Annotated in this window: 23 protein-coding genes and 2 tRNA genes; 14 read left to right on the forward strand and 11 right to left on the reverse strand. The window is 69.7% G+C overall.

Translation table 11 applies throughout. The annotated features are described in order from the left end of the window. Positions 1–83: 83 nt before the first annotated feature. Complete coding sequence (locus EER30_RS24990; RefSeq protein ID WP_127503022.1) at positions 84–1,136, reverse strand: NAD-dependent epimerase/dehydratase family protein; 1,053 nt, start codon at positions 1,134–1,136, stop codon at positions 84–86. A 31-nt stretch (positions 1,137–1,167) separates the two neighbouring features. On the opposite strand from EER30_RS24990, the gene EER30_RS24995 reads away from it, so the two are divergent. Continuing rightward, positions 1,168–1,602 (forward strand): MerR family transcriptional regulator, encoded by a 435-nt coding sequence (locus tag EER30_RS24995; RefSeq protein ID WP_127503023.1) that lies wholly within the window; start codon positions 1,168–1,170, stop codon positions 1,600–1,602. 62 nt (positions 1,603–1,664) lie between these two features. On the opposite strand, the gene EER30_RS25000 is transcribed toward EER30_RS24995, so the two are convergent. After that, complete coding sequence (locus EER30_RS25000) at positions 1,665–2,687, reverse strand: alpha/beta hydrolase (RefSeq protein WP_127503024.1); 1,023 nt, start codon at positions 2,685–2,687, stop codon at positions 1,665–1,667. A gap of 34 nt (positions 2,688–2,721) precedes the next feature. After that, the gene (locus EER30_RS25005; protein WP_127503025.1) at positions 2,722–3,114 is read right to left on the reverse strand and encodes a hypothetical protein; all 393 of its coding nucleotides are present in this window, start codon (positions 3,112–3,114) and stop codon (positions 2,722–2,724) included. A gap of 254 nt (positions 3,115–3,368) precedes the next feature. On the opposite strand from EER30_RS25005, the gene EER30_RS25010 reads away from it, so the two are divergent. Beyond that, complete coding sequence (locus EER30_RS25010) at positions 3,369–4,793, forward strand: MFS transporter (RefSeq protein WP_205650403.1); 1,425 nt, start codon at positions 3,369–3,371, stop codon at positions 4,791–4,793. Between the two features lie 10 nt (positions 4,794–4,803). Continuing rightward, positions 4,804–6,246, forward strand: coding sequence for an aldehyde dehydrogenase (locus EER30_RS25015; protein WP_127503026.1), 1,443 nt, complete (start codon positions 4,804–4,806; stop codon positions 6,244–6,246). 43 nt (positions 6,247–6,289) lie between these two features. Here the strand turns inward: EER30_RS25015 and EER30_RS25020 are convergent, their stop codons facing one another. The 3 genes from EER30_RS25020 to EER30_RS25025 all read right to left on the reverse strand — a co-directional run bounded on the left by EER30_RS25020 (position 6,290) and on the right by EER30_RS25025 (position 9,428). Continuing rightward, positions 6,290–8,320, reverse strand: a complete 2,031-nt coding sequence (locus tag EER30_RS25020; protein WP_240670280.1) for a glycosyl hydrolase — start codon at positions 8,318–8,320, stop codon at positions 6,290–6,292. A gap of 195 nt (positions 8,321–8,515) precedes the next feature. After that, the gene (locus EER30_RS48880; protein WP_240670281.1) at positions 8,516–9,064 is read right to left on the reverse strand and encodes a hypothetical protein; all 549 of its coding nucleotides are present in this window, start codon (positions 9,062–9,064) and stop codon (positions 8,516–8,518) included. 130 nt (positions 9,065–9,194) lie between these two features. After that, positions 9,195–9,428, reverse strand: a complete 234-nt coding sequence (locus EER30_RS25025) for a hypothetical protein (RefSeq protein ID WP_127503027.1) — start codon at positions 9,426–9,428, stop codon at positions 9,195–9,197. A gap of 100 nt (positions 9,429–9,528) precedes the next feature. Here EER30_RS25025 and EER30_RS25030 point away from each other — a divergent pair, with 100 nt between their 5' ends. Further along, positions 9,529–11,010: a purine-cytosine permease family protein gene (locus EER30_RS25030; protein WP_127503028.1), complete on the forward strand. Its 1,482-nt coding sequence runs from the start codon at positions 9,529–9,531 to the stop codon at positions 11,008–11,010. Between the two features lie 30 nt (positions 11,011–11,040). Here the strand turns inward: EER30_RS25030 and EER30_RS25035 are convergent, their stop codons facing one another. Then, positions 11,041–11,742 (reverse strand): SDR family oxidoreductase, encoded by a 702-nt coding sequence (locus tag EER30_RS25035; protein WP_127503029.1) that lies wholly within the window; start codon positions 11,740–11,742, stop codon positions 11,041–11,043. A 268-nt stretch (positions 11,743–12,010) separates the two neighbouring features. On the opposite strand from EER30_RS25035, the gene EER30_RS25040 reads away from it, so the two are divergent. After that, the gene (locus tag EER30_RS25040) at positions 12,011–12,847 is read left to right on the forward strand and encodes a LysR family transcriptional regulator (protein WP_255436858.1); all 837 of its coding nucleotides are present in this window, start codon (positions 12,011–12,013) and stop codon (positions 12,845–12,847) included. On the opposite strand, the gene EER30_RS25045 is transcribed toward EER30_RS25040, so the two are convergent. Continuing rightward, positions 12,848–14,332: a tetratricopeptide repeat protein gene (locus EER30_RS25045; RefSeq protein ID WP_127503031.1), complete on the reverse strand. Its 1,485-nt coding sequence runs from the start codon at positions 14,330–14,332 to the stop codon at positions 12,848–12,850. Positions 14,333–14,704: 372 nt separating this feature from the next. On the opposite strand from EER30_RS25045, the gene EER30_RS25050 reads away from it, so the two are divergent. From EER30_RS25050 to EER30_RS25060, 3 genes are all read left to right on the forward strand, one after another. Then, positions 14,705–14,923: a hypothetical protein gene (locus EER30_RS25050; RefSeq protein WP_240670283.1), complete on the forward strand. Its 219-nt coding sequence runs from the start codon at positions 14,705–14,707 to the stop codon at positions 14,921–14,923. Between the two features lie 169 nt (positions 14,924–15,092). Beyond that, on the forward strand, positions 15,093–16,508 hold the full coding sequence (locus tag EER30_RS25055; protein WP_127503033.1) for an APC family permease: 1,416 nt from the start codon (positions 15,093–15,095) through the stop codon (positions 16,506–16,508). Then, entirely contained in the window at positions 16,505–17,512 is a 1,008-nt protein-coding gene (locus EER30_RS25060) for an acetamidase/formamidase family protein (RefSeq protein WP_127503034.1), read from the forward strand. The genes EER30_RS25055 and EER30_RS25060 overlap by 4 nt, the downstream gene beginning before the upstream one ends. On the opposite strand, the gene EER30_RS25065 is transcribed toward EER30_RS25060, so the two are convergent. Further along, on the reverse strand, positions 17,494–17,847 hold the full coding sequence (locus EER30_RS25065) for a VOC family protein (protein ID WP_127503035.1): 354 nt from the start codon (positions 17,845–17,847) through the stop codon (positions 17,494–17,496). The genes EER30_RS25060 and EER30_RS25065 overlap by 19 nt on opposite strands. A 65-nt stretch (positions 17,848–17,912) precedes the next feature. On the opposite strand from EER30_RS25065, the gene EER30_RS25070 reads away from it, so the two are divergent. Beyond that, positions 17,913–17,987, forward strand: a tRNA-Glu gene (locus tag EER30_RS25070). 21 nt (positions 17,988–18,008) lie between these two features. Next, positions 18,009–18,081 (forward strand) — tRNA-Gln (locus EER30_RS25075). Between the two features lie 139 nt (positions 18,082–18,220). Here the strand turns inward: EER30_RS25075 and EER30_RS25080 are convergent. Further along, positions 18,221–18,445, reverse strand: a complete 225-nt coding sequence (locus tag EER30_RS25080; protein WP_127503036.1) for a hypothetical protein — start codon at positions 18,443–18,445, stop codon at positions 18,221–18,223. A gap of 117 nt (positions 18,446–18,562) precedes the next feature. Between EER30_RS25080 and EER30_RS25085 the strand changes: the two genes are divergently transcribed. From EER30_RS25085 to EER30_RS25100, 4 genes are read left to right on the forward strand one after another with little or no spacing between them, the layout of a single operon-like run. Continuing rightward, the gene (locus EER30_RS25085) at positions 18,563–19,240 is read left to right on the forward strand and encodes a response regulator transcription factor (RefSeq protein WP_127503037.1); all 678 of its coding nucleotides are present in this window, start codon (positions 18,563–18,565) and stop codon (positions 19,238–19,240) included. Next, positions 19,233–20,507: a sensor histidine kinase gene (locus EER30_RS25090; RefSeq protein ID WP_127503038.1), complete on the forward strand. Its 1,275-nt coding sequence runs from the start codon at positions 19,233–19,235 to the stop codon at positions 20,505–20,507. Before EER30_RS25085 ends, EER30_RS25090 begins: the two co-directional genes overlap by 8 nt. 51 nt (positions 20,508–20,558) lie before the next feature. Next, positions 20,559–21,095, forward strand: coding sequence for a PepSY domain-containing protein (locus EER30_RS25095; protein ID WP_127503039.1), 537 nt, complete (start codon positions 20,559–20,561; stop codon positions 21,093–21,095). 43 nt (positions 21,096–21,138) lie between these two features. Then, positions 21,139–21,903 carry an SAM-dependent methyltransferase gene (locus EER30_RS25100; RefSeq protein ID WP_240670284.1) on the forward strand — a complete coding sequence of 255 codons (765 nt, stop codon included), beginning with the start codon at positions 21,139–21,141 and terminating at the stop codon, positions 21,901–21,903. On the opposite strand, the gene zwf is transcribed toward EER30_RS25100, so the two are convergent. Then, complete coding sequence (gene zwf, locus EER30_RS25105) at positions 21,900–23,276, reverse strand: glucose-6-phosphate dehydrogenase (RefSeq protein ID WP_127503041.1); 1,377 nt, start codon at positions 23,274–23,276, stop codon at positions 21,900–21,902. The genes EER30_RS25100 and zwf overlap by 4 nt on opposite strands. Between the last annotated feature and the right edge of the window lie 48 nt (positions 23,277–23,324).

Below are 23,324 nucleotides of genomic sequence, written 5' to 3' on the forward strand. Positions count from 1 at the left end.
TGAGGTGTGATTGATGCTCGGGCACGTCACCAACGTCGACGAGCTGATACTCACAACCTTACGCGCACACGGCGGCAGGAGCCTCAAGCGACCGGGAGCAGCCCCAGTCCGACCAGGCTGTCGGCCGTCTCCGCGATCGTCTGCTCGACGCCACGTGGCCGCCATCCGAGCAGCTCACTGGCCTTCGCGTTGCTGATCTCGGGTATCTGGCCGCGCAGAGCGGCGGCCTCCCGCAACGCCGGATCGGTACGGGCCCCGGCCCGCACCTGCTCGTCGTCGAGCTCGGCGGCGGGAACTCGGTCGGCGAACCGGGGCAAATGCCGCGCCAGCATCCGCCCCATCTCGAAGAAGCTGATCGACGGGCCGCCGACGCCGATGAATCGCCCGCCGGCCGCGGCGGGGTTCAGCATCGCGCGAAAGTGCAGGTCGACGACGTCGCGCACGTCCACCACCCCGAAATACATGCGCGGCACCACGGGCGTCGAGCCGTCGAGGAAGGCCTTCACCAGACCGGTGGACGCGCTCAGCTTGGTGCCCAGCAGCGGCCCGAAAATGCCGACGGGATTGACTACCGCCAGTTCGAGGCCGCCGTGCTCGGCGACGTAGTCCCAGGCGGCCCGCTCCGCGACGACCTTCGACCTGATGTACGCCGGGAGATCGTCCGCTGGGTCGGTCCAGTCCGACTCGTCGTAGTGGCCGTCCGGCTTCACGCTGTAGCCGACCGCCGCGTACGAGGAGGTCAGCACCACGCGCTCGACTCCCGCGCCACGCGCCGCCGCCAGCACCCGCAGCGCCCCGTCGCGGGCCGGCACGATCAGCTCGTCGTCGGACGCGGGTGGCGTGAACGGGAACGGCGACGCGTGATGCCAGACGAACCGGGCACCGGCCGCCGCCTTGTCCCAGTTGTCGTCGGAGGTCAGCTCGGCGGCCACGAACTCGGCCCGCTCCCCCGCCTCGACGCCCGCGCGCCGGACCCGTTCGCGCACCTCCGGCTCCTGGCCCGGGTCGCGCACGGTGACCCGTACGCGATAGCCCTCTCGGAGAAGCCGGGCGATGGAGTGACCGCCCACGTGACCGGTGGCGCCGGTGACGAGAACGGGTGCCTCGTCGACAAGTTCGCTGGGTAGCTCGTTCATCGGGATCTTCCTTCTGACGTAGTTTCGGAATATGACGACCAGCGCCCCGCTCAGCATCCAGGAGATGGCTCAGCGCTCCGGCTTCAGCGAGCCGACGCTGCGCTACTACGAGAAGACGGGGCTGCTCGGGTCCGTCGACCGGGACGAGGCCACGGGGCATCGCCGGTACGACGACGCGACCGTGGCCCGGGTCGACGCGCTGGCGTGCCTGCGGTCGTCCGGGGTGTCCGTCGACGGTCTGCGCCGTTACGTGAGCCTGGTCGAACAGGGCGACGACGCGGCCGTGGAGCTGCGGCAGCTCTTCACCGAGCAGGCCGCCCACGTCGCCGCCGAGATCGAGCGGCTACGCGTACGCCACGAATATCTGACCCTGAAGGCGCGGATGTGGGACGCGCGGGCCGGCGGCGACACGGACTCCGAGGAGGAGACCGTCGAGCGGGTGAAAGACGTTCTTCAACGCTTCTGAGGTCGTCATGACACCCGAGTGTTCGCGCCCTCAAGCGCTTGAGGGCAAGGGTGACGGTCGTCTCACCTTTCCAGGCGGTTGGCCAGCCAGGTGAGCGACTGCGGGTAGCGGTAGTCGATGCCTCCGTGACCGGCCGGGAAGAGCTCGAAGTTGATGCGGCCGGCCGGGACGCCGATGCGGTCGAGACCGGCGCGGAACGCCTCGGCGCCCAGGTCGAGGAACCATTCGTCGCGGGTGCCGGCGTCGATCCAGATCGCGCGTTGCGAGCGCAGCGCGTCGGCGTAGCGGTCGATCATGCGTACGGGATCCCAGGCGAGCCATTTCTCCCAGAGTGAGGGAATCAACTCGCCCGACCTGGGGTCGAACGGCAGTTGTGGGGTGCCGTCGCCGGCCGGGGAGAACGCCGCGGTGCAGCCCAGCAGCAGGACGAGCGCCGAGTCGGCCTCGGCGGTGAAGGCGGTGCGGCCGCGGAAGTCGGCCCACCATTTCTGGATGTCGTGGTCGTAGTCGCGCAGCGCCCGGGTCGCCTTGGCGAATTCGTTCAGGTAGCAGTACTCGTACAGAGCGTCACCGGCATGGGTGGCCAGGGCGCCGAACAGGTCGGGCCGCAGCATCGGCGTGATCATCGCGCCGAACCCGCCGGAGGACTTGCCCATGATGGCCCGCGAGGCCGGCGTGGCCAGCGTGCGGTAATGCGCGTCGACCCACGGCACGACCTCGTCGCAGAGGTAGGAGTGGTAGGGGCCGGTGCCCACAGAATCGATGAACTGCGAACCGCCGTACGCCGTCCAGGCGTCGACGTAGACGACGATGCAACCCGGCGCCTCGCCGCGGGCGAACACCTGGTCGGCCGTCTCGATGAAGGGCTGCCGGAACGGCGTGCGGTTGGCCCACATGCCGACGTGACCGGTGTAGCCCTGAATGACGTAGACGGCCGGGTAACGCTCCGTCTCCGAGTATCCCGGCGGCGTGTAGACCCACAGCGGCCGCACGTGCGGGTCACCCAGCGGGTTGTCGCGCAGCAGCACCGAGTCGATCGTCTCGTGGTGCAGCCGTCCGGCCAGTTCAGATCCCCAAGGCAGCATTCCCCGAGTCAACCACGAGACGATCAAAGCCGCGTCAGATGACGGCCTCGGGGCGCACGTCGCCGGCGACGCCCGAACCCTCCTTCGGCTGCACGGGCGCGCTGGCCTGGGTGCGGACGAACATGGCGGTGGCGGCGGCCACGAAGGACAGCACCAAAGCCTGCTGGTCGGCGCCGACGTTCAGGCCGAAACCCAGCAGCAGGGCCAGGAACGCCTTGGTGAACCCGAGGATCGCGGCGGACAGTCCGTCCTGGGTCTGCCAGGCGACGACGATGCCGAGGACGGCGGCGGTGACGGCGATCAGCAGCGACTCCATCTCGGGCGAGAAGTTGAAGACCAGGGCGCCGAGCAGGTAGATGAACGCGTTGATCAGCGCGGACCACATCGCGGGCTCGCGTCCCCAGATCTTGCCGGCCGTCGATGTCACGAGAGTTCCCCGTCCGCCGCAGATATTGATTTCGGCGCACGTTAGCGCTTCCCCCTGTTGATCGGAACCGGTCACCAGGCGTGGGTGCGCCATGCGGCGGCAGTCAGCATCCCGGCCAATCGGGCGTCATCGCCCCCTGTGACCGGGGGCACCGGGGACCCGTCCCCAGTAGTACGGCACGTCGCAACCCCTGGGGCAGTCCGGTGGCGTGCGGCAGATGGTCGTAGAGGCCGCTGCCAACAAAGGGGAGAACGATGGAAGAGACATCGCCGCCGAGGAGGATCGCGCTGGCGTTGATCCTCGGGTCACAGCTCATGCTGACGCTGGACACGTCGATCATCACGACCGCGTTACCGCACGTGCAACGTCAGTTCGACTTCTCGCAGGCCGCGCTCTCCTGGGTGCAGAACGCCTACGTGCTCGCCTTCGGCGGGCTGCTGCTGCTCGGTGCGCGAGCCGGTGACCTGCTCGGCCGCCGCCGTGTGTTCGTCGCCGGCATCGCGTTGTTCACGCTGGCCTCGCTGGCCGCCGGGCTCGCGCCGACCGGTCCGCTGCTGATCATCGCGCGGGCGGTGCAGGGAGTCGCCGCGTCGCTCGCGGTGCCGTCGACGCTCGCGCTACTGGTCTCCGGTTCGCGGTCGGCGGCCGACCGGGCCCGGCTCATCGCGTTGTACAGCGCGGTCATCGGGGCCGGCGGCAGTGTCGGCATCGTGATCGGGGGCGTCTTCACCGACCTGCTCTCGTGGCGGTGGGGCCTGCTGGTCAACGTGCCGATCGGCATCGCCATCGTGTCGCTGGCGCCGCGCTTCCTGGCCGAGACCCCACGCAGCAGCGGCAACTTCGACCTCGGCGGCGCCCTGACCTCGGTGCTCGGCATGACCGGTCTGGTGTTCGGTTTCATCCAGGCGGCCGAGAAGGGCTGGGGCGACCCCACCACGTACGGATCACTGGCCGTCGGCGTGGTGCTGCTGGTGACCTTCGTGCTGATCGAACGGGTCGTCGCCGAGCCGATCACGCCGTTGCGCCTGTTCGCGAGCGTGGAGCGCTCCGGGGCGTACGCGGGAAGGTTCTTGATCGTCGGCGGCAACTTCGCGGTGTTCTATTTCCTCAGCCAGTACCTGCAGGAGGTGCTGCACCTGAGCGCGCTGGAGACCGGGTTCGCGTTCGTGCCGGTCACCGGGATGTTCTTCGCGATGGTCTACGTCGTCCGGCCGCTGCTCGAGCGGTTCGGCCGACCGGTGCTGCTGGTGGCGTCGATCGCGGTGGCGCTGGTCGGCACCTGGTGGCTGTCGCTGATCGGGACCGGGTCGTCGTACTTCCCGGACGTCGTGCTGCCGCTGCTGGTGATCGGCGTCGGGCAGGGCATCGCGATCATCCTGATGACCAACGGCGGCGTGGCCGGGGTCGAGCCACGCGACGCCGGCGCCGCGTCGGGCCTGGTCAACGTCGCCCATCAGGTCGGCGGGTCGCTCGGCATCGCGATCCTGACCATCGTTTTCACCCACGGCACCGGTGGCGGAACGAGCCTCGACGACCGGACCGCCGGCTTCCGGGACGCCTTCACCGGCGCGACCGTCTTCTTCGTCGTCGCCCTCGTGCTCGGCATCGTCGTCGCCATCGGCACCGCCCGCAGCAAAAGGTACCCGGCGAACGCCGCCGATCTGGTTCCCGCAGAGTAAGGAGAAAGAAATGATCACCAACGACAAGCTGTTCCTCGGTGGGGTCTGGACCGCACCGTCCGACCCGGAGCTGATGGACGTCGTCTCCCCGCACGACCAGTCGGTGCTGGGCCGGGTCGCCCAGGCGCGGCCGGCCGACATCGACCGGGCCGTCGCGATCGCCCGCGACGCCTTCGACAACGGCCCCTGGCCGAGGACGCCACCGGCCGAACGGATCGCGGTCCTGCGCCGCTACAACGAGCTGCGCGAGAAACGGGCCGAGGAGATCGCGCGGGTCACCGCCGAGGAGAACGGGTCGGCGCTCTGGTTCTGCCGTGCCGGGCAGCCCGGCCTGACCCGCCAGGCGAACTCGTTCCTCAAGGCCGCCGAGGAGTTCGGCTGGAAAGAGACGCTGACCCCGTCCGACCCGTCGGCGCCCTTCCGGTCGGTGGTCCGCCGTACGCCGGTCGGGGTCGTCGCCGCGATCATCCCGTGGAACTCGCCGTTCTCCGCGGCCAACGCGAAGATCATCCCGGCGCTGCTGGCCGGGAACACCGTGGTGCTCAAGGTTTCGCCGGAGAACACCCTCGCCATGAACATTCTCGCCGAACTGGTCACCGAGGCCGGCGTGCCCGCGGGCGTGCTCAGCGTCCTGCCGGCCGACCGCGAGACCAGCGAGCACCTGGTGCGGCACCCGGATATCGACAAGATCGCGTTCACCGGCTCGACGCGGGCCGGGCGCCGGATCGCCTCGCTCGCCGGCGAGCAGCTCAAGCGGGTCAGTCTCGAACTGGGCGGCAAGTCGGCGGTGATCCTGCTGCCCGACACCGACCTCGCCGCGGCCGTACGGGGCCTCAAGTTCGGGACGATGCTCAACAACGGCGAGTCGTGCATCGCGCAGACCCGCATTCTGGTGCCGCGCAGCCGTCACGGCGAGGTGGTCGACGCCCTTCGTGACATGGTCGCGACGGCGGTCGTCGGCGATCCGCTCGACCCGTCCACGTTCATCGGGCCGATGGTTCGCGCCGATCAGCAGCAGCGGGTACGCGACTACATCGATCTCGGCGTGGCCGAGGGCGCCACGCTGGTCACCGGCGGCGCTCAGATCCCGGCCGGTCTCGAGAAGGGCTACTACGTCACGCCGACGCTGTTCTCCGATGTGGACAACGACATGACGATCGCGCGGGAGGAGATCTTCGGGCCGGTTCTTTCGGCCATCGCCTACGACGACGAGGACGACGCTGTGCGCATCGCCAACGATTCCGAGTACGGGCTCTCGGGTGGGGTCTGGTCGGCCGACCCCGCGCACGCCCTGGACGTCGCCCGGCGGATCCGCACCGGCACCGTGACGATCAACGGCGCCCCGATCGGCTTCGACGGCCCGTTCGGCGGCTTCAAGACCAGCGGGATCGGGCGCGAGTACGGCGCGGTCGGCCTCGGTCAGTACACCGAATATCAAACCGTCACCCTCTGACGATTGCCGCCGCCCCTGGAGAAGGGGGCGGCGGCCTCTTCGTTCAGCAGGCGTAGACCCGGAACTCCCAGAGCGAATATCCGTACGGCGTCCCGCGCTCGGTTCCGTACATTCGCACATAACGAGCGTCGCCGCTGAGCGCGTGGCTGGCCGAGCCACCCGTTCCGGTGCCGCTGACCGTGACGGCCGGCGTCCACGTGCTGCCGTTCGCCGACGTCTCGATGCGGTAGGAGCGGCCGTACGCGGCCTCCCAGCTCAGCTCGGCCCGCGTCAGCGTGCGCGACGAGCCGAGGTCGACCTGGATCCACTGCGGATCGGCGAACGCGGACGACCAGCGGGTACCGGCGTCGCCGTCGACCGCGTTGGCGCCGGGGAAGCCGGCCTCGATCGACGACACGGTGACCGGGCGGCCCTGCGAGGCCAGGGTTCCGCTGCCGCAGCCGGTGGGCGGCGGGTCGGTCGGGGTCGTTCCACCGCCGTTCGCGTTGCCGCCCGACCAGTTCACGGCGCCGCTCGCCACCGTCTTGCCGGCTGGGACAGAAAGCGTACGACCGTCGGAGAACGTGACGGTCAGCGCGGCGTTCGTGATGTTCGAGGCCACGTACGTCTTGGCGCCGCTCTTGCTGAACACCTTCGCGAGCGGATGGTTGGCCGTGACCGTCGTGTCGACCTGGCCCAGCGCCGACAGGTTACGAATCCAGTGGAACGTGTGCGCCTTGCTCTCGCCCTCCTCCGGTGTGTACGAGGTGTTCGCGCGGAACCGCGACAACGCGCCGTCCGGGTCGCCGAGCGCCAGATACTGCCAGAGCATGTCGCGCCACAGCGTCGGTTCGCCGCCGTTGTTGCTGACCATTTCGGCGTACGTCGACCGGACCGCGGCCGGATAGTCGCCGAGGTAGAACTGTCCGCCCGTGATCGGGAGCATGTTGATGCCGACGATCATCTCGTGCTCGCCGGAGAACCACGTCGCGTACGCCCCGCCCGAGCCCCACACGATCGCCGAGTAGTTGTGCCCCCACGACGCCGGGAAGTTCTCGTTGCGGACGTCGAACCAGTATTCGTTGATGGCGGCGGCCTGTGTCGTGTAGATCCAGACCCCGGCATCCCGTACGGCGGTATTGCCTGTGGCTTGTCCCCATTGGATCAGGGCGTTGGCGAAGTTCTGCCCCTCGGACGACGACTCCTGGTTGTTGCCCGCGCCGAACGAACCGTGCCCGGACGCCCAGTCGTGACCCGCGTAGATGTCGAAGTCGCGCAGATACGGGAACCGCGTGTCGTTGCGGTCGTAGTTGTTGGCGTCACGGATCAGCAGGTCGACCATGCCGCCGTACCGTGAACCGGAGGCCCACGTCGGGTCGAATTTGGCCAGGGTCGCCGCGGCCGCGATGAAGTAGCCGTAGTGGAAGTGGTGGTCGTTCAGTTCCTGGTCCGAGCCGTACGACGCGGGGTAGCCGATCAGCGTGCCCCAGTTGCGGTCGTAGTAGAACACCCGCGACGTCTTGCCCGACGACGCCGTGAACCAGTCGGTCAGCCGCGTGCGAATCACGTTCAGGGCCGAATCCCGTACGGTCGTCAGGTTCAGCTGGTCGGCGATCTCCGCGATCCGCGCCGCCCGGCCCAGACCCTTCCCGGTCCAGTACGTGTCGTCGCCGCGGAAGTCGGCCGGGTTGTTGAGCTCGGCGTTCAGGTAGTTCGTGATCGTCGTCAGGTCGGCCCCGGACGAGTCACCCACGGCCGGGATCTCGGGCAGCACGCCTGTGTATTTGAGGGACGTGCTGAACTGCGTGCCGGTCACGATCCGCATGGCGCCGCGCGGTGAGACGTAGCTCTGCGCGAGCGGGGTCGAGCCGGTCAGATAGCGCCACTGGTGCGGGTAGAGCGCGATGACCGTCCCGGTTCCGCTGCCCTCGCGGGCCGTGGTGGTCAGCGTGTAGGTGGAGTTCACGGTGCCGCCGCCCTGGTTGTAGCTGTACGACAGGCGGCTGCCGGTGACGTGGTTATGGGCGTACGGCGTGAACCGGTCGGCCAGCGCGAGCTTGTCGGCCGTACTGGTGCCGCTGGTCGTGGGCAGCACCGCGACCGAGAGATACCCGCGACCGGCGAGGTTGGACCGGATCGTCGTGCCGCTCAGCGACCAGGTGGCGCCGCTCGGGGCCCAGGCGACGTAGTCGTGCCCGCCGATCGAGAACCCGATCCGGTTGCCGCTGTTCGACCAGGCGGTCGGCGGGCCGGTGATGGTCAGGACCGCGTCGCCGCCGGTGACCTGGTACTACGACAGCGGCAGGCCCTTGCCGATCGTGGCCCGCAGGGTGCGGCCGCCGCCGCTGAGCGAGGTGCTGACCGTCCAGTCGCTCCAGCCGTCGACCAGCGCCTGGGTGGCGTTGAGCCCGTCGACGCCGACGCGAACGTGTTCGGCGTACGGGTAGTGGTATTCGCCGGTGCCCGTCGCGGAACCGCTGATCGCGGCGTCGGTCTGGTAGGACAGGCCCAGCCCGCCCGCGCCCGGCTTGTAGGCGGCCGGCCCGGCGAACAACGGCGTCGAGAACTGGCAGTCGGTCCGCTTGAACAGCAGCGACGACCACCAGTCGTTGGTCGGCACCGCGCCGGCGGGGGCGTTGCCGGTCACGTACTGCCGGGGGTTGGTCGAGACGCTGCCGCAGCCGGTGGGAAGGCTGCGCCCGGCCGGAAGGGTCTCGGTGTAGCTGCCGGCGCCGACCGGCGCGGCCGTCGCGCTGGTGCCGCTGCTAAGCACGGCGGCCAGCCCACCAGCTAGGAGAGCCGCCGCGAGCAGGCCGGCCAGGGAACGGGGGTGTGCCATGGGGATGGGGCCTCCGTCGGGGAAAGGGAGAAGAGCGCTCGCGTAAGCGGGGAGAGAGCGCTCTCTGAGTCTCGGAAGACTATCCAGGACGGAGGATTTCGTCAATGTTACGTTCGTGAATAATGCCTGCTCAGAGCAGCCATTGATCCATTCCTCCGCCGCGGGGCGGGTCGGTGAGGATCGGTGGGGGCTTTCGGCGTCGCCTGATGAGGCTCGCGGCCACGACGCCCAGCGGGCCGGGCAGGCCGAGGCCGAGGCGGGCCAGGTCTCGGGACGCGGGGCCGGTCGGGATGTCGTGCGGGAGGGACGCCGTCTCGCCGGCCGGCCCGCCGGGACCGGGCGACGGCGGGTACGGGATGGCCATCACTGCATCGTGCCTCACTCCGCGCGCCGGATATCTATGATCGCGAGTTCGGTTGGGGCAGGATGACCTGGAGATGCCCTGCTGAGCGAGGCGGTGGACGATGGCTCGTACGGAAGAACTCTCCTCTGGCGGCGCCGGGATAGAACTGAACGGCATCGAGGTCATCGCCGAAAGCGAACGAAACGGCCGGCCGCGCTCGCTGTTCTGGCCGTGGTTCGCGTCGAACATCTCAGTGCTCGGCGTCAGCTACGGCGCGTTCACGCTGGCCTTCGGGGTGTCGTTCTGGCAGGCGGTGATCGCCGGGGTCGTGGGCATCGTGGTCTCGTTCGCGCTGTGCGGCGTGATCGCGCTGGCCGGCAAGCGCGGGTCGGCGCCGACGATGGTGCTGTCGCGGGCGGCCTTCGGGGTCAACGGCAACCGGCTCACCTCGGGGCTGTCCTGGCTGCTCACCGTGGGCTGGGAGACGGTGCTGGTCATCCTGGCCACGCTGGCCACGGCGACCGTGTTCACCCGGCTGGGCTGGGGCGGCGGCACGGGGACCAAGGTGGTCGCGCTGATCGTCGTCTCGCTCATCACCGTGGCCGCCGGGATAGCCGGGTTCGCCCTCGTGATGCGCGTGCAGACGGTGATCACGCTGGTCACGGCGGCATTGACAATTGTGTACGTGGTCCTGGCCGCCGATCACATCAACTGGTCGACGGTGTCCTCGCTGCCCAGCGGGTCAGCTCAGCAGGTGATCGGGGCGCTGGTCTTCCTGATGACCGGGTTCGGGCTGGGCTGGGTCAACGCGGCGGCCGACTACTCGCGCTACCTGCCACGCAGCGCGTCCAGCCGGGGCGTGTTCGGGTGGACGACCTTCGGCGCCGCGCTCGGACCGGTCGTACTGCTGATCTTCGGTCTGCTCCTGGCCGGCTCGTCGACCGATCTGTCCGACGCGATCGGCGCCGACCCGATCGGGGCGCTGACAACGCTGCTGCCGACCTGGTTCCTGGTGCCCTTCGCGATCACGGCGGTGCTCGGCCTGATCGGCGGGGCGGTGCTCGACATCTACTCGTCCGGGTTGTCGCTGCTCAGCGCGGGGGTGCCGATCCCCCGGTACGCGGCGGCGGCCGTCGACGGCGTCCTCATGATCGCCGGAACAGTCTACGTGGTCTTCTTCGGCGACACGTTCATCGGCGAGTTCCAGGGCTTCCTGATCACGCTGGGGGTGCCGATCGCGGCCTGGTGCGGCGTGATGGTGGCCGATGTGGCGTTGCGCCGCCGCGATTACGCGGAAGCCGAGCTGTTCGATCCCCGAGGCCGCTACGGCAACGTACGCCTGCTGCCGTTGTCCCTGGTCGTGGTGGGTACGGCGATCGGCTGGGGCCTGGTCACGAACTCGTTCGCGGGGTGGCTGAGCTGGCAGGGTTATCTGCTGGGGCCGCTCGGCCTCGGCGGAAAAGAAGGGGCGTGGGCCTTCGCGGGGCTGGGCATCCTGGTCGCCCTGGTGATCGGCTTCCTCGGCACCTACTTCGGCAGCGCCAAGGCGGTCCGCCACCAGGAAAGCATCGCGACGGACCCCGTCACCGCTCAGAGCACGTAGCCCACGATTGTCTGACCGGCGGCGCTGCTCCTAGGCCAGCAGGGTGCCGCCGTCGACCGTGAGGATCGTGCCGGTGGTGAAGCGCTGGCCGATCAGGTAGAGGTAGGCGTCGGCGACGTCGGTGACCTCGCCGACACGACCCAGCGGCAGGCTTCCAGCGGTCTCGTCGAGGAACGCGCCGGCGTCGGCACCCCACATCGGGGAACGAGTCACGCCCGGCTTGACCGCGTTGACCCGGATCGGGGCCAGCTCGACGGCCAGGGCGCGGGTCAGCGAGTCGACCGCGCCGCAGATGCTCGCGGCGACCGACCAGCCCGCCGTCGGCCGGTCCCCCGCCGTGCCGGTGGTCAACGTGATCGATCCGCCGGCCCGGATGCGGGGCGCGGCCGCCCGGACGGCGGTGAGCGCCCCGAAGTATCGAAGCCCGAAGAACCCGCGAGCGCGAACGAGGTCGAAGTCCGCAATCGGCATCAACGACAGCGACTCCCCCGCCGTATAAACCATATGATCAAGTTGCCCGAGACCGGCGAAGAACCCGTCCACCGCGTCGGAGTCCGTCAGATCGACAACCTCGCCGACCACATCGAGCGCCTGTGACGCCTCGTCCACGCGACTCCGCGAGCTGGACACGACGATCACCTCGGCCCCCTGCGCGGCTGCCGCTTCCGCCGTGGCATACCCGATGCCCGACGTGCCGCCGAGCACCACCACGCGTTCCTTGCTGATATCCATGCTCTCCACGTTGCGCCGGTTCCCGGCCGCCGTCCAAGACCCGTTCCGCCCCCTGTAATACCTCGAAGGCATCACCGGGGTCGCGCCGGCGGCGGGTGCGGCATCGAGGGCGTTGCTCCAGCGGCATCGCCGAGGCCGCGGTGGCGGCGGTGGCGGCGGGTACGGCATCGAGCACGATGCTCCAGCGGCATCGCCGAGGCTGCGCCGGCGGCGGGCGCGGTATCGGGCGTAATACTCTTGCGGCATCGCTGACCTGGATCTGCGCAAACTGCGCTACTTCGTCGCCGTGGCTCGGCACCTGCATTTTGGGCGGGCCGCGGCCGAGTTGCGCATCGCTCAGCCAGCGCTGTCGCGGCAGATCCGGGCGTTGGAGGACGATCTGCGTGTTCAGCTCTTCGTACGGGATCGGCGGGCCACCGAGCTGACCGACGCCGGGCGGCAATTGCTGGCCGAGGCCGAGCCGCTGCTCGCGAACGCCGCGGCCCTGCAACGCCGGGTGGCCCACGCCGCCCGCGGCCGCAGCCGTTTCGTGGTCGCGTTCATGCCGGGCCTGATCGTGACCGAGCCTGTCCGGGCGCTCGCCGCACGGCACCCCGGCCTCACCGTCGACGTGCTGCGCACCGGCTGGCACGACCAGACGGAGGTCCTGCACGACGGCCGGGCCGACGTGAGCTACCTGCGGCTGCCCGCCGACCAGAGCGGCCTGACCGTGCGCCCCCTGTTCACCGAGCCGCGCGTGGCCGTCGTACCGCAGAATCACCGGCTCGCCGGCAAGGAGACCATCGAGATCGCCGAGCTGGCCGACGAGCATCTCGTGCAGGACCCGGACGCCGTCCCCGAGTGGCGCGACCTGGCCACCGAGCTCCGCACCGGCCCGCCGCCCGAGCCGTTCCCCGCCCTGGCTGTCGAGGAGAAGCTCGAACTCGTCGCCGCCGGCCGCGGCGTCGTCGTTCTCCCCCTGTCCACGGCCCGCTTCTACACCCGGCCCGACATCGCGTATGCCCGGATCTCCGACATCCCCGACAACCGCGTCTGTCTGGCTTGGGCGGCCGAGCGCCGCGATCCGCGGCTGAGCGAGTTCGCCGATCTCGCCGCGGCCCTGTGATCATTCGGAACGCAGTCGCCTGGCCTCCCGCACCATCGCCTTCGCCGCGTTACCGTTCAGCCGCCGCGCCTGCGCCTCGAGGGCATCGGCCAGTTCCAACCGATTGGACTCCCGATGCTCGGCGACCGCCCGGCGCGCGGCTTCGATCGCCTTCTTCCCCACGACCCGGGCCTCCTTTGTGCGATCCGCGTCGTCCAACCGTTTCGCCTGCTGCTGCAGGAAGCTGGAATAGCGACAAAGGTGCGCCGCCGGATTGGCCTCGGCTGCTTCCCGGATCGTCGTCAACGAGTCCTCTCCGGTCGCCAGTGCCTCGTCGAGCCGTCCCAGCGCCGCCTGCAGACGGGCCAGGTTCGACAGCGACATCGCCAGACCGGGCAGCTCGACCGCCCGGTTGCCGGCGACCAGTTCCTGCCGCAACACCACAGCCTCCGTCGCGAACGGCAAGGCCTCAGCCGGATCGGCGACCACGACCGCGTAGTCGCTCACCGACTTGGCGAGGTTGCCTCGGAAGGCAGCCGGTTCGGCGGCGGAAAGCTCCCGATACAGTTGCAGCGCCTCCCCGCACACCTCGCGCGCCTCGGCCATCCGGTCCTGCGTGACCAGCCGTACGCCGTACTTCTGCAGTGCGAAGGCCAGGCGGGGCCGCTGCCAGGGCTGCACCTCGGCGAGTTTGCGGCTCGTGGTGACCGCCTCTTCCGCCGCCCGGTCCGCCTCGTCGTACCGCCCCACCTTGGCCAGGAAGATCGATTGGTTCGACAGCGCGCGAGCCAGTTTCTCCCAACGGATCGCGCGTTCCGCTCCGCCCGGCTCCCCGAGGACGTCGACGGCCTCCGCGCTGTGTTCGGCGGCCTCTTCCCAGCGCCCGACCGCGTACAACCGATTCGCGTGGCTGGCCAGGGCGTTGCCGTATTTGAAGCGCGATCCCGGCTGCTGCTCGGCCACGGCTGCACGCCGCGCGCTCAGGGACCGTTCGCTGACCGCGAGGGCTTCGACCGGCCATCCGCTTTCGGCCAGCGTCACCGCCAACGTGCCGAGATGCGCGGCGATCTCCGCTGCCGGCTTGTGCTCGGTCAGGGCGATCACCTCGCGGCTCATGGTCAGCGCCTCGTCCACGCGGCCCACTGCGAGGAACCGGTGCGCCGCGACGGCAAGCACGTCCGCGAGCGGTCCAACCTTCGGGTCCAGCTCGCGCGCGAGCGTCACGGCCTCCTCGGCGACCGTTGCCGAAGCGTCGTGCCGCCCGGCCTCGCCCAGCCCGAAAGCGTGCAGGGCCAACGCCTTCACCAGAAACTCGCGGCCTCGTCCCTCATCGAGCTGGGCGAGGCGGCGAGCCAGCCGGACCGCTTCGGCGCCGGTTCGGGCCGCCTCGGCCCCGCGTCCGGCTTGCAACAGCTGCGCGGTCTCGCGCGTCGCCGTCGTGGTCTGCTGCAAAAGACCGTCGTACCCTGCCCCTTGCCGCCAACGCTCGCCCCAGCTCTTCAGCATGCGGCGAATTTATCCTTTGAGGACGCTCCGCAGAATCCCGCAGAGGGTGCCCAATGTTCCTTCCCAGGCGCTGTCCGAGACGCCGAATAGTTGACGACGAGCGCGTCGCGGCCCGGCGGCAGTGACTCGTGCCCGAACTCGGCGAGGGTCAACTGTTCCAGCACGCTGACCACCTCGACGCGCCCTTGGCGGCGGCGATGTCCGCGGCCAGGTCGGCGCCCTCCTCGTCGACCGGCACGGGCGGAATCCCAGTCCCGTGTCGGTGAGCACGGCGCGATAGATGTCCAGCCCGTACGACTCGACGGCCACCGCCCGCACCTTCAACGTCGACGCGACCAGTTGCAGCGCGTGGTGGAACCCGGAGCGTCCGGCGTGATCGACCGGCGGCTCGTCCCGCTGCTCGTCGAGGCCGGCTACGTCGTCGGCGGCATGACCCGCTCGACGAACAAGACCGGGCTCATCAGCCGGCGTCCCGGCACCTACAACGAGACCGGGGTCCCGGCCGATCCGCGGGTCCAGATCGATCGCGCCGCCGAACGCACGGTCGAGCTGCTCGACGCTCCCTCGGGCATCATCGTGATCACCGACTGAAACCCGCTTTCCTGTACGACCTCAGCGCGCTGGGGTCGTACAGGAAAGCCCGCTCCCACTTGACCGAGAGCACGCCTGAAGTCGTACGGGAAATTGATCTGGCGCTTTCCCTGCCGGCGGGGTGAAGATGTGCCCATCGAGTTCTTTCGATCACTCGGAGGGCCGCGTCATGGATCGCGCCACGCAGGGTCCCGCCACCGCCGATCTCCAGGAATTCGGGTACAAGCAAGAGCTCAGCCGGTCGTTGAGCTTCACCGATCTGCTCATCTACGGGCTCATCTTCATGGTGCCGATCGCGCCGTTCGGGATCTTCGGCAGCGTCTACTCCGGCTCGGGCGGGATGGTCGCCCTGGCCTACGTGATCGGCATGATCGCCATGATGTTCACGGCGCTCTCGTACGCCTCGATGGTGCGCGCCTTCCCGATGTCCGGCTCGGTCTACAGCTACGCCGGGCGCGGCATCGCCCCGCCGGTCGGGTTCCTGGCCGGTTGGGTGATCATGCTCGACTACGTACTGGTGCCCGGTCTGCTCTATCTCGTGGCCAGTGTCGCGATGCATTCGCTGGTGCCGGGCGTGGCGGTCTGGATCTGGCTGGTCCTGTTCGTCGTGTTCAACACGGTCGTGAACTACCTCGGCATCAAGATGACCGCCCGGGTCAACCGGGTCATGCTGGTCGCCGAGCTGATCATCCTGGTGATCTTCCTCGTGGTCGGCGTCGCGGCGCTGATGAACGGCAAGGGCGCGGGCTTCTCGCTCAGCCCGCTGTTCAACGCCGACACGTTCTCATGGTCCGTCGTCTTCGGCGCGGTGTCGATCGCGGTCCTGTCGTTCCTCGGCTTCGACGGCATCTCGATGCTGGCCGAGGAGAGCCGCGAGGAGGCCCGCCAGATCGGCCGCGCGATGGTCGGCGCGCTGCTGCTGGCCGGCACGTTGTTCATCGTTCAGACCTGGGTGGCCGCGCTGCTGGTGCCGGACGCGCCCGGCCTGCTGGCCAACGGCGACTCCGACGGCACGGCCTTCTACGACGCGGCCCGGGCGGCGGGCGGCGCCTGGCTGGCCACCCTGACCGCACTGGCCACGGCGATCGCCTGGGGTTTCGCGAACTCGCTGGTCGCCCAGGCCGCGACGAGCCGCCTGCTCTACGCGATGGCCCGCGACCGCCAGATGCCGCGATTCCTGAGCCGCATCAATGAGAAGCACCGGGTGCCGGCCAACGCGACCCTGCTCGTCGCCGCGTTGTCGCTGGTTCTCGGGCTTTACATGGCGAGCCGGGACGACGGCATCTCGCTGCTGTCGACGCTCGTGAACTTCGGCGCGATGACGGCGTTCCTGGCCCTGCATGTCGCCGTGGTCGTTCACTACGTCGTGCGCAACGGCAGTCGCGACTGGTGGCGTCACCTGATCGTGCCGGTGGTCGGCTTCGCGATCCTGCTCTACGTGGTGATCAACGCGGACATCGCGGCGCAGCGGCTCGGCTTCGCCTGGCTCGGGGTGGGCGTCATCGTGCTTATCGTCTTCTACGTGACCGGGCGGCGACCGACGCTGGCCGGGTTCGATGCTGCCGCCGATCAGGAGCGTTCATGACCGAGGTCGTCCGCTACAGCCCCACCTCCTATTCCTACACGTTCGGCGGCCGGGAGCCGGGGCTGCGGGTCGCGCCCGGAACGATCGTCGAGCTCTGCACCGAGGACTGCTTCGGCGGCCAGGTCCGCACCGTCGACGACCTGCCCTCGAAGGCGTGCGAGTTCCCGTTCCTCAACCCTGTCACAGGCCCGGTGTACGTCGAGGGCGCGCTGCCCGGGGACACGCTCGCGGTCCACTTCGTCGAGATCGTGCCCGCCCGGGACTGGGCCGTGTCGTCGACGTTCCCGCACTTCGGGGCGCTGACCGGCACCCACACCACGGCGACGCTGCACCCGCCGCTCGACGAGCTCGTGTGGCTCTACGACGTGGACGTCGCCGCCGGGACGGTCCAGTACCACGCGCGGCGCAGCGACTTCAGTGTCACGCTGCCGCTCGACCCGATGCACGGCACGGCCGGTGTCGCCCCCGCCGCGTTCGAGAGCCGCATGACGATCGTGCCCGACGTTCACGGCGGGAACATGGACACGCCGGAGCTTCGGGCCGGGGTGACGGCGTACTTCGGCGTGAACGTGGAGGGTGCGCTGTTCGCCCTCGGCGACGGCCACTGCCGCCAGGGCGACGGCGAGGTCTGCGGCACGGGCATCGAGTCGGCCATGAACACGGTCGTGATCCTCGACGTGATCAAGGGTTCGTTCGCGCCGACGCCCCGCTTCGAGAGCGACGACGCGCTCATGTCGGCCGGCTCGGCGCGCCCGCTCGAGGACGCGTACCGCATGTCGCAGCACGACCTGGTCACCTGGACGGCCTCTCTGACCGGCCTCGACGTGCTCGACGCGTACCAGCTGGTCAGCCAGGCCGGCACAGCCCCGGTCGGCAACGTCTGCGACCCGAACTACACGATGCTGGCCAAGCTCGACCGCCGATACCTGGGCCCTTTTACCGCGTACGACGGCTTGCACGCCCGGCTGCGTGCGTCGGCGCGAGACTATCTGGCCGCCCGCTGACCGACCTCTCCGCCGATCCCCGTCTCGTTGCCGTCGGCGTCGTGGAACACGTACTTCCAGACCGAGTCGTGTTTCTCGACGTCGTCCGGCGTGATGCCACGCCCGGCGATCCTCGCGGCCTCGGCGACCGGGTCGTCGACCCAGATCATGCCGACGCCTCCGCCGGCCCGGCCGGGGTCCTGAATGATGTAGACGAACCTGTCCTCGGCCAGCTGCCACACGGCCTCGACATCGTTCGGATAGAAGGACGGTTCGACGCCGAGCAGCCGCTTGTACCACTCGAGCGCCGTCCCGTAATCCCGCACCGGAATGCCCGCGAAGATCCCGACCGCCATGTCCGCCCCCTCGCTAAATCCGTTGAGGCTGTGGGCCTCATCGTCCTACCGTAGGACCACGACACGGGCCATTGGAGCTGTCGGCAAAGCTCGCCTCGTTCTCAGCGAGGAGATCACCGGTTCGAGCCCGGTATGGCCTACGGGCGCCCCCGCGGCGCCGATCCGAGATGGTGCAACTGGCAGCACGCCCGGCTCTGGACCGGGAGGTTCGAGGTTCGAATCCTCGTCTCGGAGCGTCATCGGCGCCGCCCTTCAAGAGCACGCGACGTGAAGCCGGGTTGAGGTCAAGAGCTGACGGCTTCGGCATCTCTTGTGGAACCCTCACCGCACGCGGGAGGCATTGCCGATGACCGGCCCAGACCCGGCCTCCGCCTTACTTGGCGACCTGGCTCAGCGTGACGATGGCCTGGGCGGTGCGGACGAACTTGTGGTCGGCCAGGTCGGCGATGGTTTTGATGTTGAAGGCCGAGCGCAGGGCCTCGGCGTCGGCCTCGCTCACGCCGGCCAGGGCGGAGACCGGGGCGTTGGCGAGGTCGGCCAGCGAGCTCGACTCGTACGTCTTGTCCAGGGCGGCGTCGAGGTTGACCGAGATCGGCATGTCCGAGTCCTAACTTGTCGAGAATGTCAGTATTTGCACTTTAGGTGGTTGCGGGCGAGTTTGTCCGGCGTTTCTCTTTCAGGGGGCGTTCAGGAGGCGTACGGGAGGATGGCTCTCATGCGTTTTCTGGTCGTCGATGATGAGCAGCGGCTGGCCCGCACCCTCAAGCTCGGGCTGGAGGCCGAGGGCTTCGCCGTCGACATCGCCCACGACGGGGTCGACGGGCTGTGGCTGGCCCGCGAGAACGCCTATGACGCCATCGTGCTCGACCTCATGCTGCCCAAGCTCAACGGCTATCAGGTGTGCGCGGCCCTGCGCGCCGAGCAGAACTGGACGCCGATCCTCATGCTCACCGCCAAGAACGGCGAGTGGGACCAGGTCGAGGGCCTCGACACCGGCGCCGACGACTACCTGACCAAGCCCTGCTCCTTCCCCGTGCTCGTGGCCCGGCTGCGGGCGGTGAGCCGGCGCGGCGCGCGGGCCCGGCCCACCGAGCTCGTGCTGGGCGACCTGCGGCTCGACCCGGCCGCGCGGCGGGTCTGGCGCGGCGACGCCGAGGTCGATCTGACCGCTCGCGAGTTCTCGCTGCTCGCCTTCCTGGCCCGCCGTGCCGGCGACGTGCTCTCCAAGCGGCAGATCCTCGACGGCGTCTGGGACACCGACTTCGACGGCGACCCGAACATCGTCGAGGTCTACATCCGCCACCTGAGGAACAAGGTCGACCGGCCGTACGGTCGTGAGGCCATCCAGACGGTGCGCGGCGCCGGCTATCGGCTGGGGAGCGACGGTGGCTGACGTCCGGCTGCGCACGACCGCCGCGGCCGTCCTGGTCGTGGCGGTCGCGCTGCTCGCCGGAGCGTTCACGCTCGTGACCCTCGTGCGCGGCTCGCTGCGCGACGGCCTCGAAGCCACCGCCGAGCAGCGCGCCACCACGCTGCTCCAGCAGGCCCCCGATCTTCCCCGGCCCGACGGTGACGACGATGACCTGCTGTGGCAGGTGACCGCCGCCGACGGCACGGTCGTACGCTCCGGGCCGCCCCTGCCCGACCGGGCCACCGACTTCCGGCCCCCCGAGGGCGAGCACGACTATCTCGTGGTCACCGAGCGCGACGACGACGGTAACCGCGTGTCGGTCGCCGTCTCGCTCGAGGACGTCGACGAGTCCACCGAGGCGCTGACCACCCCGCTGCTGGTCGGCCTCCCCCTGCTCCTGCTGCTGGTGGGCGGCGTGACCTGGGTGGTGGCGACCCGGGCGCTGGCCCCGGTCGAACGCATCCGGCGCGAGGTCGAGGAGATCACCGCCACCCGGCTCGACCGGCGGGTGCCCGAGCCGCCGTCCCGCGACGAGATCGGCCGCCTGGCCCGCACCATGAACGAGATGCTGGCCCGCCTGCAATCCTCCAGCGACCGGCAGCGCGAATTCGTCGCCGACGCCTCCCACGAGCTGCGCTCCCCCGTGGCCAGCATCCGCCAGGCGGCCGAGGTCGCGCAGACGCACCCGGCCGCCCTGCCCGACGGCGAACTGGCCGACGTCGTACTGGAGGAATCGGCCCGGCTGCACGGTCTCGTCGACCAGCTGCTCGTGCTCACCCGGGCCGACGGCGGCGGGTTCCGGCACACCGTCGTCGACCTCGACGTCGACGACCTCGCCCTGGCCGAGGCACGGCGCCTGTCCCGCACGGGCCTGCGGGTCGAAACCGCCGCGGTCGGGGCCGGCCGCATCCGGGGCGACGCGTCCGCGCTCGCCCAGATGGTCCGCAACCTGGCCGACAACGCGGCCCGCCACGCCACCTCGAAAGTCGCCGTCGGCGTGCGCGTCAACGGCGACGCGGTCGAGCTCACGGTCGACGACGACGGCCCCGGCATCCCGGCCGACCAGCGCGAACGTGTCTTCGACCGGTTCGTGCGCCTCGACGAGGCCCGCGCCCGCGACGCCGGCGGCAGCGGACTGGGCCTCGCCATCGTCAAAGAGGTGGTCGCCGCCCACGGCGGAACCGTCGTCGTCTCGTCCTCAGAGCTGGGCGGCGCCCGATTCACCGTCCGGCTGCCCGCGTTCAGGTGAGCTTCAGCATCATTCCCGCAAGCTGTGGTCTCCAACGAAGAGAGGCCATTCATGAACACCGCCAAGCTCCGCAGCAAGCGCGTCATCGTCACCACCGCGGCCGTTGCCGCCCTCGCCGTCGGTGGGGGCGTCTGGGCCACCGCGGCGAACGCCGACCCGGATGTCAACGGCGCCGACCGTGACCGGGTGGGCAACGCCGCTGTGCAGGCCGTCGGCGGCGGCACCCTGCTCGACGTGGAGAGCAGCGACGACGCCGGTGAAGCGTACGAGGTCGAGGTCCGCAAGACCGACGGCAGCGAGGTCGACGTGACCCTCGACAAAGACCTGAAGGTGCTCGCCCAGCAGGCCGAGACCCCTGACGCCGCCGACACTCCCGACCGCCCGCTGAGCGACACCGACCGGGCCTCGGCCGAGAAGGCCGCGCTGGCCGAGTTCCCCGGCGGCACCGTGCTCGACGTCGAGACCAGCGACGGCCAGGGTGACGACCAGGGTGTCGCCTACGAGGTCGAGGTCCGCGCGGCCGACAACGCCGAGTGGGACGTCGAGCTCGACGCCGCGTTCAAGGTGCTGACGAAGAACGCCGACTGATGGCACCATAAGGCCACAGTGGACCGATCGTGAGGGGATCCCCGTGGACACGAGCACGCCACACTCGGCCAGGCTGTGGAACCACTGGCTCGGCGGCATCGACAACTTCGAGGTCGACCGGGTCGCCGGGGATGCGATCGCGGCGATCCTGCCGTCGATCGTCACCCTGGCCCAGGAGGACCGGAAGTTCCTGCGCCGCTCGGTGAGCCACATGGTCGGCGAGGGTGGCATCCGCCAGATCCTCGACATCGGCTCCGGCCTGCCCACCGCGAACAACACTCACGAGGTGGCGCGGGCCGTGGCCCCCGAGACCAGGGTCGTCTACGTCGACAACGACCCTCTGGTGCTCGTGCACGCCCGCGATCTGCTGCGGGGCGCGCCCGGGGTGGCGTACGCGGAAGCTGATCTCAACGACCCGGCCGAGATCTTGCGGGAGGCCGCGAAGACGCTGGACTTCAGCCGGCCGGTCGCGGTGACGCTGCTCGGCATCCTGCACTTCCTGCGCGACGACGACGGGGCGCTCGAGGCGGTCCGCACGCTGGTCGACGCGGTGCCGTCCGGCAGCTACCTGGTGATCGCGCACGGCTGCGACGACATCAACACCGCCGAGGCGAACCGCATCGTCGAGTTCTGGAACGAGCGCGGCGTCCCGAAGATCAAATATCGGAGCGCCGAGCGGATCACCCGCTTCTTCGCCGGGCTCCGGCTCCTGGAGCCCGGCGTGGTGCCCTGCAACCGCTGGCATCCCGACACCGACACCGGCGATGTCGACGTCAACCAGTTCTGCGGGGTCGCGGTGAAGGATTAACCGATCGGCGTGTGCCAGACCGGGGTCAGCCTGGCGGCCTCCGAGGGACCCCAGGTTCCTTCCTCGTACGAGGGGAGTTCGCCGGGCAGGTCCAGGATCGGTTCGACGACGCGCCACTCGTGCTCGATCGTCTCCTCGCGGGCGAAGCGCAGGTGGCGTCCGTCCATGGCGTCGTCGAGCAGGCGCTCGTAGGCCTCACGCCGGGGTTCGAGCGCCTTGTCGAAGTCGACCGACAGCTCGACCGGGCGGGACGTGACCTCGACGCCGGGGTTCTTGGCCTGGATGCTCATCGTGATGCCGTCGGCGCGGCCGAGCCGGAAACGCAGCAGGTTGGCGACCGGCTCGGCGTCGTTCTCGGCCGGGATCAGCCGCTGGTCGGGCTGGCGGAACTCGACGACGACCTCGGTCGCGGTCTTGGGCAGAGACTTGCCCGTACGCAGCAGGAACGGCACCCCGGCCCACCGCTCGTTCTCGATCGTGACCGTGGTCGCCACGAACGTCTCGGTCGTCGAACCGGCCGGCACACCCGGCTCGTCGCGGTAACCCTCGTACTGGCCGCGGACGGTCGTCTCGGGCGAGAGCGGCTTCATCTGCGCGAGCACGGCGGCCTCGGCGTTGCGGAAACTGTCCGCGTCCCCGGCGACCGGGGGCTCCATGGCCAGCAGCGCGACGACCTGCAGCACGTGGTTCTGCAGCACGTCCCGGGTGGCGCCGACCCGGTCGTAGAAGCCGGCCCGCCCCTGGGTGCCGAAGCTCTCGGCCAACGTGACCTGCACGTTCGCGATGTGCTCGCGGTTCCAGAGCGGCTCGAACAGCCGGTTGCCGAAGCGGAACACGGCGATGTCCTCGACGGCCTCCTTGCCGAGGTAGTGGTCGATGCGGAAGATCTGCTCCTCGGCGAAGACGCCGCGCAGGGTCGTGCTGAGCACCCGGGCGGACTTCAGGTCGTGCCCAAAAGGCTTCTCCACGACGACCCGGCCGCGCTGAGCCAGCCCGGCCCCGGCCAGCCCGGCGACCGCGGAGTCGAAGACCGCGGGCGGGATGGCCAGGTAGAAGAGCGGGTTCGCGGCGTCGGCCAGGGCCTCGGTCAGCCGCTGATAGGTGGCCGGGTCGGCGTAGTCGCCGGAGATCATGCGCAGCCGCCCGGCGAGATCGTCGAAGACGTCCTCGTCGATCTGGCGGCCGGCCTCGGTGATGGCCTTGCGGGCGGCGGTGACGAGCTGCTGGTCGTCCCACGGGGAACGGGCGACTCCGATCACCGGACCGCTCAGCCGGCCGCGCCGGACCAGCTCGTACAGCGCGGGGAAGAGCTTCTTCGAGACCAGATCGCCGGTGACGCCGAAAAGCACCACCGCATCGGAACGCGTACCCATGGAACTGACCCGTCTTCGTTCGCCGGAAAAACTTACCGCCCGCCTAAC

Origin of the sequence: Actinoplanes solisilvae (assembly GCF_003999975.1) — a bacterium.
GTDB lineage: Bacteria > Actinomycetota > Actinomycetes > Mycobacteriales > Micromonosporaceae > Actinoplanes > Actinoplanes solisilvae.